Origin of the sequence: Actinoplanes sp. CA-131856 (genome assembly GCF_050956135.1) — a bacterium.
In the GTDB taxonomy this organism is placed as follows: Bacteria; Actinomycetota; Actinomycetes; order Mycobacteriales; family Micromonosporaceae; genus Actinoplanes.
Genome location: NZ_CP191849.1, coordinates 4,601,737 through 4,619,935 on the forward strand (window position 1 = coordinate 4,601,737; position 18,199 = coordinate 4,619,935).

The following is an 18,199-nucleotide window of genomic DNA, read 5'->3' on the forward strand; positions in this document are numbered from 1 at the left end:
CGGAAGCACCTAGCGTCAGGTCATGACTACATGGACGGACGTCAGTCTGGAGGACTCCCGGGCCGTCGTCGAGCAGACCACCTATCCGGCCGACTACCCGCTCGCCGACGCCGTCGAGCGCAACGTCCTGATCTACGGGCCCAAGCTTCTCGCGGGTGACCGCGCGGCGGCGAGGGACGAGTTGGTCAAGGCGCTGCGCGACGGTCCCGGCATCGTCGTTCTGAGGGAAGCCTTCGATCCCGCGGTGGTGGACCGGGCCACCGCCGTCTTCGCGGCGCTCATCGCCGAGCAGAAGGCGGCCGGCGTCACCGCCGGCGACCATTTCGCCCGGCCGGGGGAGAACGACCGGGTCTGGGGCGCCCTGAACAAGTTCGCGCTCCGCGACCCGGAGGCGTTCGCCGCCTACTACGACAACGATCTGCTCGCCCTGATCTGCGAGGCCTGGCTCGGGCCGGGCTATCAGCTCACGTCACAGGTCAACGTCGTGAACCCGGGCGGCCGGGCCCAGGTCGCCCACCGCGACTATCACCTCGGCTTCATGTCGCGCGAGCGGGCCGCGCGGTTCCCGCTGCACGCGCACCTGCTCTCGCCGGTGCTGACCCTTCAGGGCGCGGTCGCCCACGTCGACATGCCGGTGGAGACCGGGCCGACCCTCTACCTGCCGCATTCGCAGAAGTACCCGGCCGGCTATCTCGCCTTCCACCAGCGCGAGTTCACCGCATACTTCGACGCCAACCACGTGCAGCTGCCGCTGAGCAAGGGCGACGCCGCCTTCTTCAACCCGGCCGTCTTCCACGGGGCGGGGACCAATCACAGTTCGGAGGTACGCCGGATGGCGAACCTTCTGCAGGTGTCGTCCGCCTTCGGCCGCGCCATGGAGACCGTCGACCGGGTGGCCATGTGCCGGGCGCTCTATCCGGCGTTGCGCACCCGGAAGAACCCGGCGAACGTGGTGGCCGCCGCGGCCGAGGGCTACGCGTTCCCCACCAACCTCGACCACGACCAGCCCGTCGACGGCCTGGCCCCGCCGACCCAGGCCGAGCTCGTGCGGCGCGCGCTCGACGAGGGCTGGCCCGAGGACCGGTTCACCGAGGCTCTGCTGGCACATCATCGGCGGCGGTCGTAGGGCCGACCGCCGAGGCCATCAGCGCCGAGTTCGGGATGTTCAACGGCCCCTCGTCGGTCTCCAGCACGGTGTAGAGCAGACCGGCCGAGACGATCGTGCCCACGTGCGGGCCGTTGAGCGCCCCCGACATGACCCGCACGCGGGTGCCCGGCACGTAGGGGCGGGCGAACAGGATGACCAGCCCGGCGAACAGGTTGCCCAGCACCGGCTGGGCGGCCAGGCCGAGCACGATCCCGGTCACCGAGCCGGCCACCAGCAGGCGTTCGAGGCCGACCTCGAGCAGGTCGCAGACCGACACCGCCGCGATCAGATATCCGGTCAGCTCGACCATGACCCGCAACGGCGTCGCCGCCGCCTCACTGGCCCGCGCCACCGCGATCCGGTGCACCTCACGGGCGGCGGTGCGCGTCGCGGTCACCCCGAAAACCGCGACGAGCAGGGCACAGCCGTACGTGATGAGTCTGTCCCGGATGGTGCCGGTGCCGAACTGGGAGCCGGTGACGAGGGCGGCCTGCGCGACGAAGCCGTAGGCGAGGGTCCGGCGGAAGTCCGGCCTCCACAAGTTGATCACTCTTGGTGACCCTATCGGCCGCGATCACAGGATCGGGTGTGATGATGCCTACGTGACGGTTCTCGACCCGGTGGTGCGGCTCCTCGTGGAGGCCTCCGCCGGTCCGCCGTTCCTGCACCAGATCGGCCCGAGCGACGGCCGTCAGGCGCTGCTGGAGTCGCAGGGCCCGCCGCGGCCCGATCCGGAGGTGTCGGCCGAGTTCCAGGTGGCGCCGGTCGGGCCGTCCGGTCTCGTCGGCTTCTGGATCTTCCGTCCGAGACGGGCCCAGGCCACCGGCACGGTCGTCTACGCGCACGGCGGCAAGTGGATGCTGGGCGACGCGCGGACGCACTGGGGCCTGATCAGCGACCTGACCCGGCTCAGCGGCCGGGCCTTCGTCGTCCCGGAGTACTCGCGCACTCCCGAGGCCCGCTACCCGGTCGCCGTCGAGGAGATCTACGCGCTGCTGGTCTGGGTGGCCGAGACCATGGGCGGCGACCTGGCCGTGGCCGGTGACTGCGCCGGCGCGACGATGGCGGCCGCGCTCACGCTGATGGCCAAGCGGCGCGGCGGCCCGCGGATCGGCGCCCAGCTGCTGTTCTACCCGATCCTCGACATCGCCTGCGACCAGCCGTCGCATCGCGAGTTCGGCTCCGGATATCTGCTCACGCACGAGGCCGTGCGGTGGTACTGGCGGCAGTACAGCGACGACCCGGCGGAGCGGGCCGAGCCGACCCTGTCACCCGCGCTGGCCCCGGTGGAGGACCTGGCGGGGCTGCCGCCCGCCCTGATCGTCTGCGCCGAGGCGGACCCGGTGCGCGACGAGGGCGAGGCGTACGCCGCGCGGTTGCGCGACGCGGGAGTGGACGCCTCGGCGGTGCGGTTCCTGGGCATGGTGCACGACTTCGTGTCGCTGACCCCGTTGCGGGACCGGCCGGCGACACACGCCGCGATCGAGCAGGGCGCGGCGTTCCTGAGTGATCACTAGCGGGGGATGCGGACCGCCAGCATCGCCACGTCGTCGGCGCGGTCGGTGGTCATCTCCTTGGCCACGCGGGCCAGCAGGTCGCGCGGCGCCCCGGCGTTGCGGATGCGCAGCTTGCCGTAGAGCCGCTGGAACCCGTCGTCGATGACCCGTCCTCGGCTCTCGACCAGCCCGTCGGTGTGCAGCAGCACGATCGAGCCGCGCTCCAGCGTGGCCGTGTACGTGTGCCGGGGCGAGCCCCGCCGCGCCCCGAGGAGCAGATCGTTGCCGGTCAGCGGCCGCACCTCGCCGGACGGCCCGATCAGCACGGGCGGCGGGTGACCGGCGTTGGACCAGCGCAGCCGGAAGCCACCGCCGGGGGCCCGGTCGAGGAACGCCACCACCGCCGTCGCCATGGCCGGCTCGCCGAGCGCGAAGTTGGCCGCGTCCAGGCGGCGCAGCAGCGCCGACGGGGGCTCGCGGCGGTCGACCAGATAGGCCCGCAGCATGTTGCGCAGCTCGCCCATCCGGGCCGTGGCCGCCGTGTCGTGACCGACCACGTCGCCGATGACCAGGGCCAGCCGCCCGTTCGGGCCGGGGATCACGTCGTACCAGTCGCCGCCGACCTTGCGGTGGGTGTCGGCGGCCCGGTAGTACGCGGCCAGCTCGAAGTCGTCGACGTGCGGCAGCCGCGACTCGATCGCCCGTTGCAGCGTGTCGGTGATGGCGGTGCGCGAGTCGTGCCGGGTTGCCCGTTCCAGCGCCTGCGCCACGTAGAGGGCCAGGGTGGCGATCATCGCCCGGTCGGCCACGTAGAAGGTCTGCGGCTCGTCCCAGGCGAGCATCAGCGCGCCCAGCGCGTCCGGCAGCGGCGCGCAGACCGCGGCCTGCCAGCCGTGCTGCTCGAGCTCCTCGGCCAGCGTGGGGTGCTCCAGCGTCACGTCCATGCTGCTCTCGTAGTACCGCGAGCGGCGGTCCCGCATCGCCGTCGCGGTCAGGCGGTCGGACACCGCCCCGCGTCTGGGGTCGCCGGGCAGCACGACCTCCGCGTGCGTGGCGCCCAGCGCCGCCTTCAGCAGCTCGGGCACGATCAGCAGGACGTCGTCGGTGGTGGCGGTGACGGACAGCGACTCGCTGGCGTGCAGCAGCAGCCGGCTGCGCCGAAGTGCCGCGTCGTCCCGCACGAGCGGCGGCGCTGTGGCCAGAATGTTCTCAGTCATGACAACTCCCCCCGGAGAAGACTCCCCATGACTGCTGGTCACGAGGATGACTTAGAGAGTGCCGAGATCGCGCTCCCAAGGCATCCGCCAAATGACTGTCCCGTCTGCCGCGTGCCGTCGGGTCCCGTACGCGGTGAGTCGAATGACCGATGCCGGTCGCGGTGATCGCGGCCGACGATGAGCGCCGGAGGAGGTGCGTCCATGGGTGAGAAGCCCCGTCGCTGGGCCTGGCTGGCCGTGCTCGTCGTCGGCCTGGGCCTCTATTTCCTGGTCCTGCGCACGTTGGTGCACACGCAGAACCCGAATTTCGTGCCGGCGCTGATCCTGCTCGGCGCCAGCGTGGTGCCGGCGGCTTTCCTGACGTTCGCCCAGGCCCGCACCGGCCGCTGGGAGGTGCCGACCGCTGTGTTGCTGGTCACGGCCTTCTTCGGCGGTGTCATCGGGGTCGTGGTGGCGGGCACCCTCGAATACGACGCGCTGCGCGATCTGGGCACTCTGCCGATGGTCGTGGTGGCCGTCGTCGAGGAGTCGGCCAAGCTGATCGTGCCGGTCGTCCTGCTGTTGACGGTGCTGATCCGGCACACCCGCCGGCTGCCGTCGGACGGCCTGGTCATCGGCATCGCCAGTGGCATGGGCTTCGCCGCTCTGGAGACCATGGGGTACGCCTTCACGGCGCTCCTGCAGTCCAACGGCAACGTCGGCGCGGTCGAGGAGACGCTGTTCGTGCGCGGTCTGACCTCGCCCGCCGGGCACACCGCCTGGACCGGTCTGACCTGCGGGGCGCTGTGGATGATGCTGAGCTCGCCCAGCGTGCGCCACCTGTTCCAGTTCGCCACCACCTTCGTGGGCGCGGTCGCCCTGCACACCGCCTGGGACACGTTCGGCAGCACCTGGGCCTATCTGGTGCTGGGCGTGCTCAGCCTGGGCTGGCTGACCCTGATGATGCGCCACTACCGGGCCTTTCACCCGGCCTTTGAAACGCGTCTCGCAGTTGGTGGCGCCCGCTGAACCCCAGCTTGGGATAGACGCTGTGCAGGTGCGCGCCGACCGTACGGACCGAGATGAACAGCTGCTCGGCGATCTCCCGGTTGCGCAGCCCGCGCGCGGCCAGCTCGGCCACCTGCCGCTCCTGCGGGGTGAGCACGGCCAGCCGGGCGCTGCCGGCCTGCCCGTCGTGCTGCCCGCTGGCCCGCAGCTCGCGGGCCGCCAGCCCGGCCGCGTGGGCCGCGCCGAGGGCGGTGAACGCCTGCTCGGCCGCGGCCAGCACGGCCCGGGCGTCGCGGGGCCGGCGGGCCCGGCGCAGCCATTCGCCGTAGTGCAGCCGGGCCAGGGCCCGCTCGTACGGCCACTGGTGCCCGGCCGGGTCGACGGTGGCCAGCCGGAAGTGGTGCTCGGCCCGTTCACCGTCGCTCAGCAGCGCGTCGGCCAGGTGCAGCAGCAGCCGCATCCGGGCGCTGGGGTCCTCGCCGGCGCCCTCGCGGACGTGGTCGACCACGACCCGCACCTCGTCGCGGTGCCCGCTGCGGACCGCCGCCGCGGCCAGCTCGGCGACGTGCCGGCCGGCCAGCAACCGGTGCCGGGGCCGGCCGTCGCGGTCGAACATGGTGCGCAGATAGCGGTAGGCGCTCTCGTAGTCCCCGTCGATGGTGGCGGCCAGCCCGGCCGCGCGCAGCACCCGCACGTGCACCGAGCGGTGCTGCTGGAGGTCGACCCGGGCGACCGCGTCGCGGACGAGCTGCTGGGCCGGTGCCGCCTCGCCGCGCAGCGCCAGCAGCTGGGCCCGCAACGCGTCCATCTGGGCCGCGAAGACCGGCAGCCCGCCCGGGCCGACCACGTCGGCGCAGCGCTCGGCCTCCGCCCACTCGCCGGTGTCGATCAGGGCGCTGACCAGATGTGGGATCATCTCCACGCCGGACACCGACGCGCGCGGGTCGTTCTCGCCGGCCATGGTCGCGCGCAGCAGCCCGGCCGCCAGCGCCGAGCGGTCCTCATATCCGGCCATCGTGCCGATCACGTTGAGCCGGTGCCGTTCGGCCGCGCTCAGCGTGGCGCCGGGCGGCGGGACGGTGGTCGCGTCGCACAGTTCGCGCCCCGGGTGCGCGGCCGGGTCGGCGACCAGCCGGACGAAGGTCGCGGTGGCCCGGTCGGCGCCCGGACCGGCCGCGGCCAGCAGCTCGGCCAGCCCGCGCCGGTGCTCCTCGTCACCCGAGGTTGAGGCGATGACCGAGGCCAGCCCGGCCAGGGCGCCGGCGATCCGCGGATCGGACGGCACACCGGCCCGGTGGGCCGCCGAGACCATGGCGTACGCCTCGTGCTGGCGCCCGGCCCGGGTCAGGGCGGTGGCCGCCGCGTGCCCGGCCATGTTGATCAGCTCCGGGTCGGTGGTGAGCCGCCGCACGGTCGTGTACAGCTCACCCGGCCATTCCGTCTCGCCCAGGTTGCGGGCGTCCATCGCGGCCAGCGCGTAGCGGCGGGCGGCCGCGGCCGGCTCGGGCGACCGCTCGGCCGCCTGCTCCATGGCCTTGGCCGCCTCGAACAGGTCCCCGCGCTCGCGGAAGGCGGTGGCCGCGGCCTCCAGCCCGGCCGCGATCCGCTCGTCGGGGCCGCTGGCCACCTCGGCCAGGTGCAGCGCGCGCAGCTCGGAGCCGGCCGGCAGCGCCCAGGCCAGATTGCGGTGGGCCTGGCGCCGCTGATAGGCGGGAACGCCCTCGTACGCGGCGTCGGCCGCGACCGGGTGCGCGAAGTCGACGGTGTCGCCGCCGAGCACGACCAGACCGGCCTGCTCGGCCGGCGCCCACCACTGCTGGTCGCGCAGCCCGGCCGCGCGGGTGACGCCGGCCCGGCCGGCCGGCGGGCCGGCCGCGGCCAGGTGCAGCAGCAGGCGGCGTGACGGTTCGGGCAGCGCGGCGATCTCGGCCGCGAAGGCCGATCGCAGCCGGCCCCCGGCGCCGAGTTCCAGCACCGCCGCCGGGTTCCCGGCCGCCCGGTGCAGCACCACGGCCCGGCGGCGGCCGGTCGGCGGGCCGGGCTGAGCCTCCAGCAGGCGGGCGGCGTCCTCGCGGCCCAGCGGGCGCAGCTCGGCCGACGGCAGGCCGCGCAGCACGGCCGGGATCCGGTCGGCCACGCCGGACAGCAGCAGCGCCGGCACCGCACCGGCCATCTCGGCCAGCACGGCGGCCGCGTCCGGGGTGACCCGGTGCACGTCGTCGACCGTCACCAGCAGCGGCGAGCCGATGCGCTTGAGCGTGCGGCACAGCGCCGGCGAGTCGGCCCGGTCGAGGTCGACCGGGCCCGGAACGTCGTGCCGCAGGGCGATCAGCAGCCGCCGGATCAGCGCCGGCGCGGTCAGCGGCGGCCCCGGCGGCACGTCGACGGTGACCACGCGGTGCCGGCCCCCGTCACGGGCGAGCTGCGCCGCCGCGGCCAGCAGCCGCGACTTGCCGACGCCGCGGCCGCCGGTGAACAGCAGCGCGTGCTGCCCCGCACCGAGGCAGCCGGTGATCCGGGCCAGCTCGCGGTCGCGGCCGATCAGCCCGGCCCCGGGGTCGATGAGGGTGCTGTCCGGCATCGTTCAGCCCTCCGTGCTCGTGCTGCCCAGCAGCTCGCGCAGCTGGTGGCGGCTGCTCACGCCGAGCTGCGGATAGATGTCGTAGAGGTGCGATCCGACGGTGCGCGGCGAGAGCACCAGCCGCTGGGCGATCTCACGGTTGGTCATGCCGTCGGCGGCCAGCCGGGCGATCATCTGCTTCTGCGCGGTGAGCGCGGCGAACGCGCCGGCGGTGCCGCTGCGGTCGGCGTCGGCGGCGGCCGGCAGATATTTGCGGGCCTGGTCGGCGTGGGCCCGCGCGCCGAGCCGGGTGAACGTGTCGAGTGACGCCAGCAGATGGGGCCGGGCCTCGGGCACCCGGCGCTGCCGCCGCAACCAGATGCCGTAGTTGAGCTGCGCCTCGCCCCGTTCCAAGGGCCAGTGCAGGGCCCGGTCGGGGTCGGCCAGCGCGGCCCGGAACCCCTCCTCGGCGCTCTCGGTGTCGTCGAGCAGGGCCGCCGCGTGGGCCAGCAGCATGGCCATCCGTGGTGAGGGCGACCCGCCGGCCCGCGCCCGGCAGCCGTTGAAGATCTGCCGGGCCTGCGCCTTGGCCCGGGCGCGGCGGCTCGACCCGCCCGCGGCCAGCGCCAGCTGCGGCAGCGAGCGCGGACCGAGCAGGAAGTGGAGCGGCTCGCCGGCCGCGTCGAACATCGACCGGAAGTGGACGTACGCGGTGTCGTAGTCCCCGGCCGACAAGGCGGCCAGGCCGGCGGCCCGCCGGCGCAGGCTCTCGCTGAACGGATCGCCGGACGGCCGTTGCGGCAGCCCCACCGGCGTGCCGCTGTCCTGGCGCACGGCCGCGAGGATGCCCCGCAGGCCGGGCAGCGAGCGCAGCAGCAGCGTCAGGTGGCCCACCTCGGCCAGCGTGGCCGACTCCTCGATCGCCTCGTCGGCGTCCGCCCACCGCCCGCAGTCGATCATGGCGAGGATCATCATCGGGATCCGGCCGGCCAGCGCGCCCGGCGCGCTGTAGGCCCGCTGGGCCTGCCACAGCGCGGACAGCTCGGCCGCCGCCCGCACGGAGTCGTCGGTGAGCCACGCGACCGTGCTGGTCGCCAGCAGCCGGCTGATCTCGGCGAGCCCGTTGAGCGGCTCGGCACCCGGGCACAGCCGGGCCGATCCGTCACCGGTCGGCGCCGCGGCCGGCGTGGCCGGATCGGCCACGGCCAGCACCGCGGCCCGGGTCGCCGCGTTCGCCGCGCCGGGCAGGATGGACTCGCCGAGCGCGCCGCCGGTGCCGTCGGCCACCAGCTCCAGCAGCCCGGGCAGGCCCGCGCGGTGCCCGGCGTCGCCGGACAGGACCGCGGCGTTGGCGGCGACGGCCACATTGGTCATGGCGACCTGACCGTCGCGGGGCCGGCTCTCCACCGTTTCCCGGGCCAGCTCGTACGCCTCGGCGAAGCGCGCCTGGTGCACGAGGGCCAGCCCGGCCCCGACGCCGGCCAGGCCGAGCACGTCCGGGTCGTCGGTCAGCTCGGTCACCCGGCGGTGCAGCTCGATGGCGTACGCCGGCTCACCGGCCCGATAGGCGGCGACCGCCGCCTTGGCCAGGCGCCGGGCCGCGTCGCCCGGCCGCGGGCTGCGCTCGGCGGCCATCCGCAGGGCCCGCCCCTCGGCCAGGAAGTCGGCCCGGCGGCCGACCGTGGCCGCGCTCTCCTCCAGCGCCGCCGCCACCACCTCGTCGGTCTCGCCGGAGGCCAGCGCCGCGTGCAGCGCCCGGGCGTACGGGTCGTCGGTGTGCCCGGCCAGGCAACCGTGCGCGGCCCGGTCCGGTCCGGTCGCGGCCGCCACCCGGATCAGCGGATGCTCGAAGCGGACCCGCCCGCCGGTCAGCGTGACCAGGCCCGCCTCCTCGGCCGGCTCCCAGTCGCGCAGCCCGTCGTCGCCACCGGCGGCCCGGTTGACCGCGCTGACCGGCTCGTCCTCGCCGGCCAGCGCGGCGAACCGCAGCAGCCGCAGGGTGGTGGCGGGCAGCCGGTCCAGCTTCTGCTGGAACTCGCGCGGGGGCACGTCGCTGGTCAGCGCGAGCGGGTTGCCGCCGGCCCGGCGCAGGATGAGCCGGCGGGGCACGCCGGCCGCCCGCTCGGGCCGGGTGTTCAGCAGGCGGGCCGCCGCCCGGTCGGTGAGCGGGCCCACCCGATAGCGGGGGATCTCGGCGCCCAGCCCGGCCGGCGGCTCCGATCCGCGGGCGGCCAGCAGCAGGGCGGCCCGCTCGGTGCAGGCGTGCCGGGTGACCAGCGTGAGCAGCCGCAGCAGGGCCGGATCGGCCCGGTCGGCCCGGTCGAGGATCAGCAGCGCCGGCCCGCCCGCGGTCAGCCCGTCGAGCCCGGTCAGGATCGCGGTGAGCAGGGTGGCCTCGTCGGTGAGCTCGCCGCGCGCCCACGAGCGGATCGCCGGGTCGAGGCGGGGCGTGGCCAGCTCCCGCAGCAGGCCCCGGTCGAGCGGCAGGACCCGGAAGCCGCGCTCGCGGGCGATGCCGGCCGCCGCGCGCAGCAGCGCGGTCTTGCCGATCCCGGCCTCGCCGAGCAGCACCATGGACATCGGCCGGGTCGCGGCCGACTCGACGAAGGCGGTGAGGTCGGCCCGTTCCCGGGCACGCCCGTACAACGTCGTCGAGCTCACTGCTCGTATCCCCCTTGATCGCCAGAAATCAGTACGAAAGCCGGCCGGGCGGGCTGCGCCGGCACCGTATTCGATCATCGGAAGTGAGCCGTGCACCACGAAGAAAGGACGAAGAACGACCTGCGTGCAAGGCTGTGACCCGGAAATGACCTGGGGGGATGCACAAGATGGCGGACGACGACGTCCCGTTCGGCGCGATGCTGCGCCGGTTACGGATCGCCGCCGACCTCACACTCGAACAGCTCGCGGAGGCGTCCGGCGTCAGCGACCGGGGGATCAGCGACATGGAGCGCGGCGTCAGCCGCAGCCCGCGAGCGCGCACGATCGAGGCGATCGCCGACGGCCTGGGCCTCGGCCGTGACGAACGGGACCGGCTGCTCGCCGCGGCCCGCGCCGGCCGGGCCGGCAGCGCGCCGGTCGCCGGCCTGCCGCTGCCCCGGCGGGTCAGCGACTTCACCGGCCGCGACGCCGAGCTGGCCCGGATCGCCCGGTGGACGGCCGGGGCGAGCGCCGCCGCGCCGGCCCCGGTCGTGGTCGTCAGTGGGCCGCCCGGCGTCGGCAAGACCTCGCTGGCCGTGCAGGCGGCCCAGGCCTGGCCGGCCGACCAGCACCTGTTCGTCGACCTGCGCGGCCTCGACGACAAGCCGCTCACCCCGGCCGCCGTGCTCGGCAAGCTGATCCGCGCGCTCAGCCCCGAGCAGCACGCCGTGCCCCGCGAGCCGGACGAGGCGGCCGCCCTGTGGCAGACCCTGTGCCGCGACCGGCGCCTGGTGGTCGTGCTCGACAACGCGGTCAGCGAGGGCCAGGTGCGCCCGGTCCTGCCGCCCCACGGGCCGGCCGTGGTCCTGGTCACCAGCCGCCGGGCCCTGAGCGGGCTCGAGGGCGTACGGCGCTTGCGGCTCGACGCGCTCAGCGAGACCGACGCCGTCGCCCTTCTCGGCGCCATCCTCGACGATCCGGGCGCCTCCACCGACAGCCTGCGGCGCATCGCCGAGCTCTGCGTCCGGGTGCCGCTGGCGCTGCGCATCGCCGGCAACCGGCTGCTCAGCCGGCCCGGCTGGACCCCGGCCGACCTGATCGCCCGCCTGGCCGCGCAGGAGCGCCGCCTGGACGCGCTCGCCGCGGGCGACCTTCAGGTCAAGGCCGCCTTCAACCTGTCGTACCAGCAGCTCTCGGGTGTGGCCCGTCGCCTTTTCCGGCGGCTGGCCCTGGTGCCGGGCCCGTCGGCCGGTGTCGAGCTGGCGAGTGTGCTGGTGCAGGAGCCGATCGCGGTCACCGAGGACGCGCTCGACGAGCTGATCGAGCTGAGCCTGCTCCAGCAGCGGCCCGACGGCCGCCTCGAGTTCCACGACCTCCTTCGCCTGTACGCCCAGGGCGAGCTCGAACGCGAGGAGGGCGCCGCCGACCGGGCCGCCGCCGTCCGCCGCCGCGACGACTGGCTGCTCGACACGGCGACGCGGGCCGGGCTGTTCTTCGAGCCCGGGCAGAGCACCCCACCGGACGGCGCCCCCTTCAGCACCGGCGCGCAGGCCGGCGACTGGCTGCGCCGCGAGGCCGAGAACTGGCTGCCCGCCCTGCAGTCGGCGGCCGCGGCCGGTCAGGACCGGCGGGTGGCCGAGGTGGCCGACTCGCTGCACTGGTTCTCCGACGGCTGGGCCAACTGGCCGCACTGGCTCGACGTCTTCAGCCTGTCGGCCGCCGCCGCCCGCAAGCTCGGCGACGACCGGCTCACCGCGATCCACCTCGGCTATCTGGCCTGGGTGCACATCGTCTGCCTGGGGCAGCCGGAGATCGCGCTGGAACGGGCCCGCGAAGGGCTCGACTACGCGGTCCGCTCGGGTGACCTGAAGCAGATCGCGTGGTCCCACTACTACATCGGCTGGGCCCTGAGCCGCCGCCAGCGGTGGGACGAGGTCCTCGAACACGGGCGGGAGGCGGTCGCCGGATTTCGGGCCGTGAACGACCGGGAGGGCCTGCCCAACGGGCTCACCCTGTGCGCGCTGGCCGTGCAGGGCCGCGGCCCGGCCGACGAGGCCATCCCGCTCCACGAGCAGGTGATCGAGGCGGTGACCGACCCGGCGACGGCGCCGCCGCCGCACATCGCCCTGTTCATCGAGACGGTGTCCCGCTCGTTCCTGGCCAACATCGAGATCGCGGCCGAGCGGTGGCCCGAGGCGCTGCGCCGCGTCGACCAGTCGATAGCGGCGGCCGAGCGCCTCGAGCACTCGCTGGAGCGGCTCATGACCGCCCGGTCGCAGCGCGCCCTGGTCTTCGTCCGGCTCGGCCGCATGGAGCAGGCCCGGGAGGAGCTTTCGGCCGTACGGGTCCTGATGGAACGCAACGGCAGCGCCGAGCCCCGCCCGGGCGCGCTGCGCGACCGCCTCACCGAGGTCGAGGCGCTGCTGGCCGCCTACGACGCGGAGAACTCCAGCAGGTAGCGGTTGACCAGATCCGGCACGGCCCGCCCCAGATCGTGCGGGCCGCCTGGTATCACCTCGTAGCGCAGGTCGGCCACCAGATCGGGCATCCGGTGCGCGGTCGCGTCGATCGGCAGCAGCGCGTCCGCGTCGCCGTGCAGCAGCAGCACCGGCACGTCGAGCCGGAGCAGCCCGGCCCGGAAGTCCACGCGCCCGGCATCGCCGAAGCCACGCTCGGCGCGGTCCTCGATGTCGGCCAGGCCGGCCTCGTCGACGCCGTCCGGGTTGCCGTCCGTGCGCAGCAGGAACGGGGTGACCCCGGCCGACAGGGCCACCTTGCGCACCCGCCCGGAGCCGTGCTTCTCGAGATAGCGCACGACATCGCCGGCGCCGGCCGACGAGCCGGCCAGCACGCACCCGGTCAGGTCGAGCTGCTCCAGCAGAGCGTCCAGATCGCCGGCGAGCGCGTCCACCCCGTACGGCCGGGAAAGCTCGGACCGGCGATCGAAGCCGATGACCCGGTGACCCGCGGCGCGCAGCGCCCGGTCCTGTTCCTCCCAGCCCGCGCCCACCAGCACGACCGGGCTGCCGGAGCCCTGATCGCTGTAGTGGAGGCGGTTCCGCACGTACGGCACCGGTCAATTTGACGACCTTGATCACCGGCGCGCCAGGAAGTTTGCACGCAGATTGATCTAGTCGCCCGTCATCGGTCGGACGACGGCCCGGCTCGCACAGGCAGTCAACCGACCGATGCTGGCGCAGTCACCGCACAGAAGTCTCGGGTCAGGAAAGCGAACAGACTTCCCAGCGGAGGAACAACCCCATGCCTTACATCACCACCACCGACGGCACCGAGATCTTCTACAAGGACTGGGGCACCGGACAGCCGGTCATCTTCAGCCACGGCTGGCCGCTCAATTCGGACGCCTGGGACGTCGAGCTGAAGCTCGCCGCCGACAACGGGTTCCGGGCCATCGCCCACGACCGCCGCGGGCACGGCCGCTCCTCGCAGAGCTGGCTCGGCAACGACATGGACACCTACGCGGCCGACCTGGCCGAGCTGGTCGACGCGCTCAACCTCAAGGACGTCATCCTGGTCGGCCACTCCACCGGCGGCGGCGAGGTCGTGCGCTTCGCGGCCCAGCACGGCGCGGGCCGGGTCGCGAAGATCGCCACGGCCGGCGCGGTGCCGCCCGTCATGGTGAAGTCCGAGACCAACCCCGAGGGCACTCCGATCGAGGTGTTCGACGGCATCCGCGCCGGCGTGCTGGCCGACCGCTCGCAGTTCTTCCAGGACCTGTCGGAGTCGTTCTTCGGCATCAACCACGGCTTCGAGGTCTCGCAGGGCCAGCGTGACCAGTTCTGGCGCCTCGGCATGCAGATGAGCCTCAAGGGTGCGTACGACTGCGTGAAGGCCTTCTCGGAGACCGACTTCACCGAGGACCTCAAGGCCCTCGACGTCCCGATGTTCATCGCGCACGGCGGTGACGACCAGATCGTGCCGATCGCGGCCGCCGCCGAGAAGACCATCAAGCTGGTCAAGAACGGCACGCTGAAGGTCTACCCGGGCGCCCCGCACGGCATCGCCGGCTCGTACCAGCAGGAGCTCGACAAGGACCTGCTGGAGTTCTGGCAGAGCTGATCCATCTTGTACGCCGGCGGCCGTTCCCACGGCCGCCGGCACTCTTTCTCTCGGAGGTCCCCTTGGCTACCGGTCTTCACGGGCACCGCATCGGCGCGGCCCTGGAACGCTCAGCGGCGGCCGAGCTGATCGGCACGTTCATCCTCGTGCTGGCCATCATCACGACGGCCGTCTCGGCGGCGCTGGCCACGCCGATCGCGGGCCCGGCGTTCAGCTCGGCGACGGTCCCGCGGTGGCCACGCTCGGCCCGGTCAGCGGCGCCCACCTCAACCCGGCGGTGACGGTGGCCCTGGCCGTCTCCGGCCGCTTCCCGTGGCGGCACGTGCCGCTCTACGCGGCCGCCCAGCTGGCGGGCGCGGTGCTGGCCGCCCTGGCGGCGTGGGGGATCGACGGCTCACGGGCCCGCTCGCAGGCGGCACTCGGCGCGACCGCTCCGGCAACGGGGGTGAGCGGTCTCCGCGTGCTGCTGGTCGAGGCGCTGGTGACGTTCATCCTGGTCCTCGTGGTGGTGGCGGTGGCCACCGACGACCGGGTCTCCCGGGCCGGTGCGGCCCTGGCCATCGGCGCCGCCCTCGGCGTGGCCATCCTGATCAGCGGCCCGATCACCGGCGCCGGCGTCAACCCGGCCCGGGCCCTGGGCCCGATGCTGGTGGCCGGGCAGTGGACCGCGTGGTGGGCCTACCTCGCGGGCCCGCTGATCGGCGGCATCGCGGCGGCGCTGGTGTGGCCGCTCAGGCCGGCCAGTCCAGCACCCGCAACGCCGGCCACTGCCGGCGCCAGCGCGCGGTCTTAGCCTCGTAGACGTGGCGCGGAGCCAGGACGGGATTGGGCCGCACGACAAGGTTGAAGACGTCGGCGAACGCCTTGATGACCTGGTCCTCGGCCTCCCAGGACAGATCGCCGTCGTCGAAGTAGAAGACGTCGTAGTCCTTGATGCCCTCGGCCGGCGGCCGCCCGGTGACGACGTTCCACACGGTCTGGAACAGACAGCCCGCGGTGACGTACCAGTTCGGGGGTGCGACGTCGGCCGCCTTGTCGAGCACCCGCACCAGGGTCTCGTTGCGTTCCAGCGTGGTCCTCAGAGCGGCGAGCTGCTCGTGCAGCGGAAGGCGTCCATACATGATCGTCTCAGTATCGGTCACAAGCGCGTCGCGGGGCGCAGAGCGGCGGCGGTCTCCGCGGCGACGGTGAGCGGATCGGTGAGCGGGCGGCCCAACAGGCGTACGAGATCCGGACTGGTGTTGTCAAGAAATCCGTGACGGACGCCGGTGGCGATCGAGGCGAGCATGGGCGGCTGGAACGGCAACAGGGTGGGGTCGCCGAGCAGACGGGCGCGATAATCGCCGAGCCCGATCGTGCGGTGGGCGGCGCCGAGGCGCTCCGCCACGTCGCCGGCGGTGATGGGGTCGCCGACCAGTTCGTAGACCTGACCGGCATGCGCGGCCGGCTCACTCGCGACGACGGCGGCCGCCGCGGCCAGGTCGGCTCGCGCCACCGCGGCGAGCGCCCCGCCGCCGAACGCCGACTCCAGGCCGCTGGGTGTCCAGGTGAGCAGGGCGCCGAAAAGCTCGGCGTAGAGCCCGTTGCGGAGGATCGTCCAGGCGAGCTCACTGTGCCTGATCATCCGTTCGGTGGCCCGGTGCGCCAGCGCGAAACCGAGGTGGTCCCCGGCGCCGGTCAGGCTGGTGTAGACCACATGGGTCACCCCGTCACGGCCGGCGGCGTCGAGAAGAGCCGCGTGGCGCGCGACGACCCGGTCGTCCTCGGCGTAGCCGGCCGAGACGAGCACCAGGGTCGAGACGCCGGCGAGGTCGAGAGTCGCGGGGTCGTCGAAGTCGAGCCGGCGCTGATCGCCAGTGGGCGTACGACTGCCTCCCCGGGCTGGTCGTCCACGCTCGCGCAGCTCGGCGAGCGTGCGGGAAGCGAGCTGTCCGTTGGCGCCGGTCACCATGATCATTGTGGTTCGGTCTCCTGCCGTGGTTCTCTTCAGTAACTAGGTTCCGATCCTGATCAGGCGCCCGGCCGCTCACAAGGAGGCAGTTCCGTGTCACCGACGCACACCGAGGTAACCATCGAGGCCGCCGACCTCGAACCGTGCGGGCTTCCGGAGCATCCCGACTGCGGCATCCGGGACGTCCTCGACCGGGTCGGCGACAAGTGGTCGGTCCTGGTGATCGTCGAGCTCGCCGGCGGTCCCCGGCGCTTCCGCCAGTTGCAGCGCGCCATCGACGGCATCTCGCAGCGCATGCTCACCTTGACGGTGCGCCGCCTGGAACGGGACGGCCTGGTCGCGAGGACCGTGTACGCCACGGTGCCGGCCCAGGTCGACTACCGCCTCACCGACACCGGCGCCAGCCTCACCCACCTGGTGAAGGCCCTCGCCGACTGGTCGCTGGAACACCGCGCGGGCATCGCCGAGTCGCGCCGCTCCTACGACGCCACCCACCCCGACAACGAGATCCACTGACGCCCCGATGATCACCTGCGTCGTGCACTACGTCATCGACCCCGCCCAGATCGCTGCGTACGAGCGCTTCCGCTCCCGCTTCGGCCACGACCCGGAGTTCATAGCCGCCGACCAGATCCGCGACGAGTCGGGTTGCGTCCTGCGATACGACCGCACCTTCATGCGCCCCTTGCTGCCCCACTGACCAGCCGCCGGTCGGAGGGTCAGAGGTCGAAGAGGGACTCCGCCTGGTGCGCCGCCACGAAGGGCCTTTGCCGGCGGGTGAAAAGCGATACCGCCGGACACGTCCGTCCGGGAGCATCAGCTTCATGCCGACCCTCCAAGCCCGATGAAGCCAGGCGAAGTGTGGCACTCGACCCTCGACCCGTCGTGGCCGGTGCTGCTGCTGTCCGAGGACCTGCACGCCATCCAGATCGTGGCGCCTGCCACCGAGGACCAGAAGCGCGGCTACGTCATGTTGTCGGCCGACGAGGCTGCGCCCACGCGTCCGAGCGGCCTGGCCGGCATCGAGGTCCCCCTCGACATCCCGGGCGGTGGGGTCATCCGGGTGGCTCTGCCCCACCAGGACCACATCTTCTGCACCTGGCGGGTTTCGCTGACCCCGGCCGACCTGACTGCCTACGTCGGCACGCTGCCCTCGGCGAATTTCCGCCAAGTCGAGCTCGCTCTCCGCCGGTCCGGCGGCTAGCGACCCGCCAGGCGGAAATGCCAGATGATCTGGCTGGGAGTGTCGTTCCAGGCGGCTCCGGTGGCGGCGGGGACGATGTCGTGGAGGCTCCACGGCCACAGGTCCCACGGGCCGGTGGCTATCTGCTCGGGCATGTCGCGGCTGGTGTCGCCGGCCATGCGGGGCTCCTCGCAGCGCACGGGCTGGAGGCCCAGCGGCAGGGCGGCGCGCAGGTAGTCGCCGGCGCGGTGCCGGAACGCGGGCAGCAGGCCCGGCTCGCCGTCGCCGGAGCGGACCCGGGGCACCGAGCCCAGGGCCACCAGCTCGTGGTGCACGTCGGTGATGACCAGGTGGCCGCCGGGGTGCAGGACGCGGGCGAACTCGGCGATCGGCGGGGCCAGGCCGGGCAGGTGGGTCAGGGCCAGCGCGCACACGACGATGTCGACGTGGTCGTCGGGGAGCGGGAGCTCGTGCAGGTCGCCCTGGCGCAGGTCGGCCTCGGGGACGCGTTTGCCGGCGCGGGCCAGCATGTCCGGTGAGCTGTCCACGCCGATGACCCGGTGGCCCCGCTCGGCCAGGAACGCGGTGTAGCGGCCGGTGCCGCAGGCCGCGTCCAGGGCCACGCCCGGCGGCACGGAACCGAGCATCTCGTGGACGATGGGCTCCTCGATGGCGAACAGGCCGTTGCCCGGGTCGTCGTAGGTGGCCGACCAGACTTTGTAGCCGTTCACTGTGTCGACCCGTTCCGCCGTGACCCCGTCGTCGTTCAGCGCTGGGCTGTCGAGAAGGCGCCGGATCTCGCTGATGCGGGCTTCGGTGAAGGCACGGTCGTACTCCCCGGCGAAGGCGCGCAGCAAGGCAACACCTTCCATTCCCAGGGTGTACGCCAATGGATGCTGATAGACCACGAGGCGAACCTAGCGGCGGGCGGCGGGCCG

General features: G+C 73.6%; 18 protein-coding genes. 10 read left to right on the plus strand and 8 right to left on the minus strand.

From position 1 onward, the window contains the following. The first annotated feature begins 22 nt into the window (after positions 1-22). The gene (locus tag ACQP2X_RS21220) at positions 23-1,126 is read left to right on the plus strand and encodes a phytanoyl-CoA dioxygenase family protein (RefSeq protein ID WP_498699549.1); all 1,104 of its coding nucleotides are present in this window, start codon (positions 23-25) and stop codon (positions 1,124-1,126) included. On the opposite strand, the gene ACQP2X_RS21225 is transcribed toward ACQP2X_RS21220, so the two are convergent. Further along, complete coding sequence (locus ACQP2X_RS21225) at positions 1,086-1,697, minus strand: mechanosensitive ion channel domain-containing protein (RefSeq protein WP_498699551.1); 612 nt, start codon at positions 1,695-1,697, stop codon at positions 1,086-1,088. The genes ACQP2X_RS21220 and ACQP2X_RS21225 overlap by 41 nt on opposite strands. A gap of 52 nt (positions 1,698-1,749) precedes the next feature. Here ACQP2X_RS21225 and ACQP2X_RS21230 point away from each other — a divergent pair, with 52 nt between their 5' ends. Continuing rightward, a complete protein-coding gene (locus ACQP2X_RS21230; RefSeq protein ID WP_498699553.1) occupies positions 1,750-2,664 on the plus strand; it encodes an alpha/beta hydrolase in 915 nt (304 codons plus the stop codon). Here the strand turns inward: ACQP2X_RS21230 and ACQP2X_RS21235 are convergent. After that, positions 2,661-3,860, minus strand: a complete 1,200-nt coding sequence (locus tag ACQP2X_RS21235) for a PP2C family protein-serine/threonine phosphatase (RefSeq protein WP_498699555.1) — start codon at positions 3,858-3,860, stop codon at positions 2,661-2,663. The genes ACQP2X_RS21230 and ACQP2X_RS21235 overlap by 4 nt on opposite strands. A gap of 201 nt (positions 3,861-4,061) precedes the next feature. On the opposite strand from ACQP2X_RS21235, the gene ACQP2X_RS21240 reads away from it, so the two are divergent. Continuing rightward, the gene (locus ACQP2X_RS21240; RefSeq protein WP_498699557.1) at positions 4,062-4,868 is read left to right on the plus strand and encodes a PrsW family intramembrane metalloprotease; all 807 of its coding nucleotides are present in this window, start codon (positions 4,062-4,064) and stop codon (positions 4,866-4,868) included. On the opposite strand, the gene ACQP2X_RS21245 is transcribed toward ACQP2X_RS21240, so the two are convergent. Both ACQP2X_RS21245 and ACQP2X_RS21250 read right to left on the minus strand, forming a co-directional pair. Continuing rightward, positions 4,777-7,428, minus strand: a complete 2,652-nt coding sequence (locus ACQP2X_RS21245; protein ID WP_498699560.1) for a helix-turn-helix transcriptional regulator — start codon at positions 7,426-7,428, stop codon at positions 4,777-4,779. The genes ACQP2X_RS21240 and ACQP2X_RS21245 overlap by 92 nt on opposite strands. Before the next feature lie 3 nt (positions 7,429-7,431). Then, on the minus strand, positions 7,432-10,068 hold the full coding sequence (locus tag ACQP2X_RS21250) for a helix-turn-helix transcriptional regulator (RefSeq protein ID WP_498699563.1): 2,637 nt from the start codon (positions 10,066-10,068) through the stop codon (positions 7,432-7,434). Positions 10,069-10,235: 167 nt separating this feature from the next. On the opposite strand from ACQP2X_RS21250, the gene ACQP2X_RS21255 reads away from it, so the two are divergent. Continuing rightward, a complete protein-coding gene (locus tag ACQP2X_RS21255) occupies positions 10,236-12,506 on the plus strand; it encodes a helix-turn-helix domain-containing protein (protein WP_498699566.1) in 2,271 nt (756 codons plus the stop codon). On the opposite strand, the gene ACQP2X_RS21260 is transcribed toward ACQP2X_RS21255, so the two are convergent. Beyond that, the gene (locus tag ACQP2X_RS21260) at positions 12,479-13,120 is read right to left on the minus strand and encodes an alpha/beta fold hydrolase (RefSeq protein ID WP_498699568.1); all 642 of its coding nucleotides are present in this window, start codon (positions 13,118-13,120) and stop codon (positions 12,479-12,481) included. The genes ACQP2X_RS21255 and ACQP2X_RS21260 overlap by 28 nt on opposite strands. A gap of 188 nt (positions 13,121-13,308) precedes the next feature. Here ACQP2X_RS21260 and ACQP2X_RS21265 point away from each other — a divergent pair, with 188 nt between their 5' ends. The 3 genes from ACQP2X_RS21265 (at position 13,309) to ACQP2X_RS21275 (ending at position 14,920) form a co-directional block, all read left to right on the plus strand. After that, positions 13,309-14,127, plus strand: coding sequence for an alpha/beta fold hydrolase (locus tag ACQP2X_RS21265; RefSeq protein WP_498699570.1), 819 nt, complete (start codon positions 13,309-13,311; stop codon positions 14,125-14,127). A 62-nt stretch (positions 14,128-14,189) separates the two neighbouring features. Next, positions 14,190-14,408 carry a hypothetical protein gene (locus ACQP2X_RS21270; protein WP_498699571.1) on the plus strand — a complete coding sequence of 73 codons (219 nt, stop codon included), beginning with the start codon at positions 14,190-14,192 and terminating at the stop codon, positions 14,406-14,408. Beyond that, a complete protein-coding gene (locus ACQP2X_RS21275) occupies positions 14,360-14,920 on the plus strand; it encodes an MIP/aquaporin family protein (RefSeq protein ID WP_498699574.1) in 561 nt (186 codons plus the stop codon). The genes ACQP2X_RS21270 and ACQP2X_RS21275 overlap by 49 nt, the downstream gene beginning before the upstream one ends. Here ACQP2X_RS21275 and ACQP2X_RS21280 read toward each other — a convergent pair. Both ACQP2X_RS21280 and ACQP2X_RS21285 read right to left on the minus strand, forming a co-directional pair. Beyond that, positions 14,859-15,248, minus strand: a complete 390-nt coding sequence (locus ACQP2X_RS21280; protein ID WP_498699576.1) for a nucleotidyltransferase family protein — start codon at positions 15,246-15,248, stop codon at positions 14,859-14,861. The two genes, ACQP2X_RS21275 and ACQP2X_RS21280, sit on opposite strands and share 62 nt — an antisense overlap. Before the next feature lie 17 nt (positions 15,249-15,265). Then, positions 15,266-16,084 carry an NAD(P)H-binding protein gene (locus ACQP2X_RS21285; RefSeq protein ID WP_498699577.1) on the minus strand — a complete coding sequence of 273 codons (819 nt, stop codon included), beginning with the start codon at positions 16,082-16,084 and terminating at the stop codon, positions 15,266-15,268. 87 nt (positions 16,085-16,171) lie between these two features. Between ACQP2X_RS21285 and ACQP2X_RS21290 the strand changes: the two genes are divergently transcribed. The 3 genes from ACQP2X_RS21290 to ACQP2X_RS21300 all read left to right on the plus strand — a co-directional run bounded on the left by ACQP2X_RS21290 (position 16,172) and on the right by ACQP2X_RS21300 (position 17,282). Beyond that, a complete protein-coding gene (locus ACQP2X_RS21290) occupies positions 16,172-16,594 on the plus strand; it encodes a winged helix-turn-helix transcriptional regulator (protein WP_498699578.1) in 423 nt (140 codons plus the stop codon). A 7-nt stretch (positions 16,595-16,601) separates the two neighbouring features. Next, positions 16,602-16,778 (plus strand): hypothetical protein, encoded by a 177-nt coding sequence (locus ACQP2X_RS21295; RefSeq protein WP_498699580.1) that lies wholly within the window; start codon positions 16,602-16,604, stop codon positions 16,776-16,778. 144 nt (positions 16,779-16,922) lie between these two features. Then, positions 16,923-17,282, plus strand: coding sequence for a hypothetical protein (locus tag ACQP2X_RS21300; protein WP_498699582.1), 360 nt, complete (start codon positions 16,923-16,925; stop codon positions 17,280-17,282). Here ACQP2X_RS21300 and ACQP2X_RS21305 read toward each other — a convergent pair. Further along, positions 17,279-18,133 (minus strand): class I SAM-dependent methyltransferase, encoded by an 855-nt coding sequence (locus ACQP2X_RS21305; protein ID WP_498699584.1) that lies wholly within the window; start codon positions 18,131-18,133, stop codon positions 17,279-17,281. The genes ACQP2X_RS21300 and ACQP2X_RS21305 overlap by 4 nt on opposite strands. Positions 18,134-18,199 lie beyond the last annotated feature (66 nt).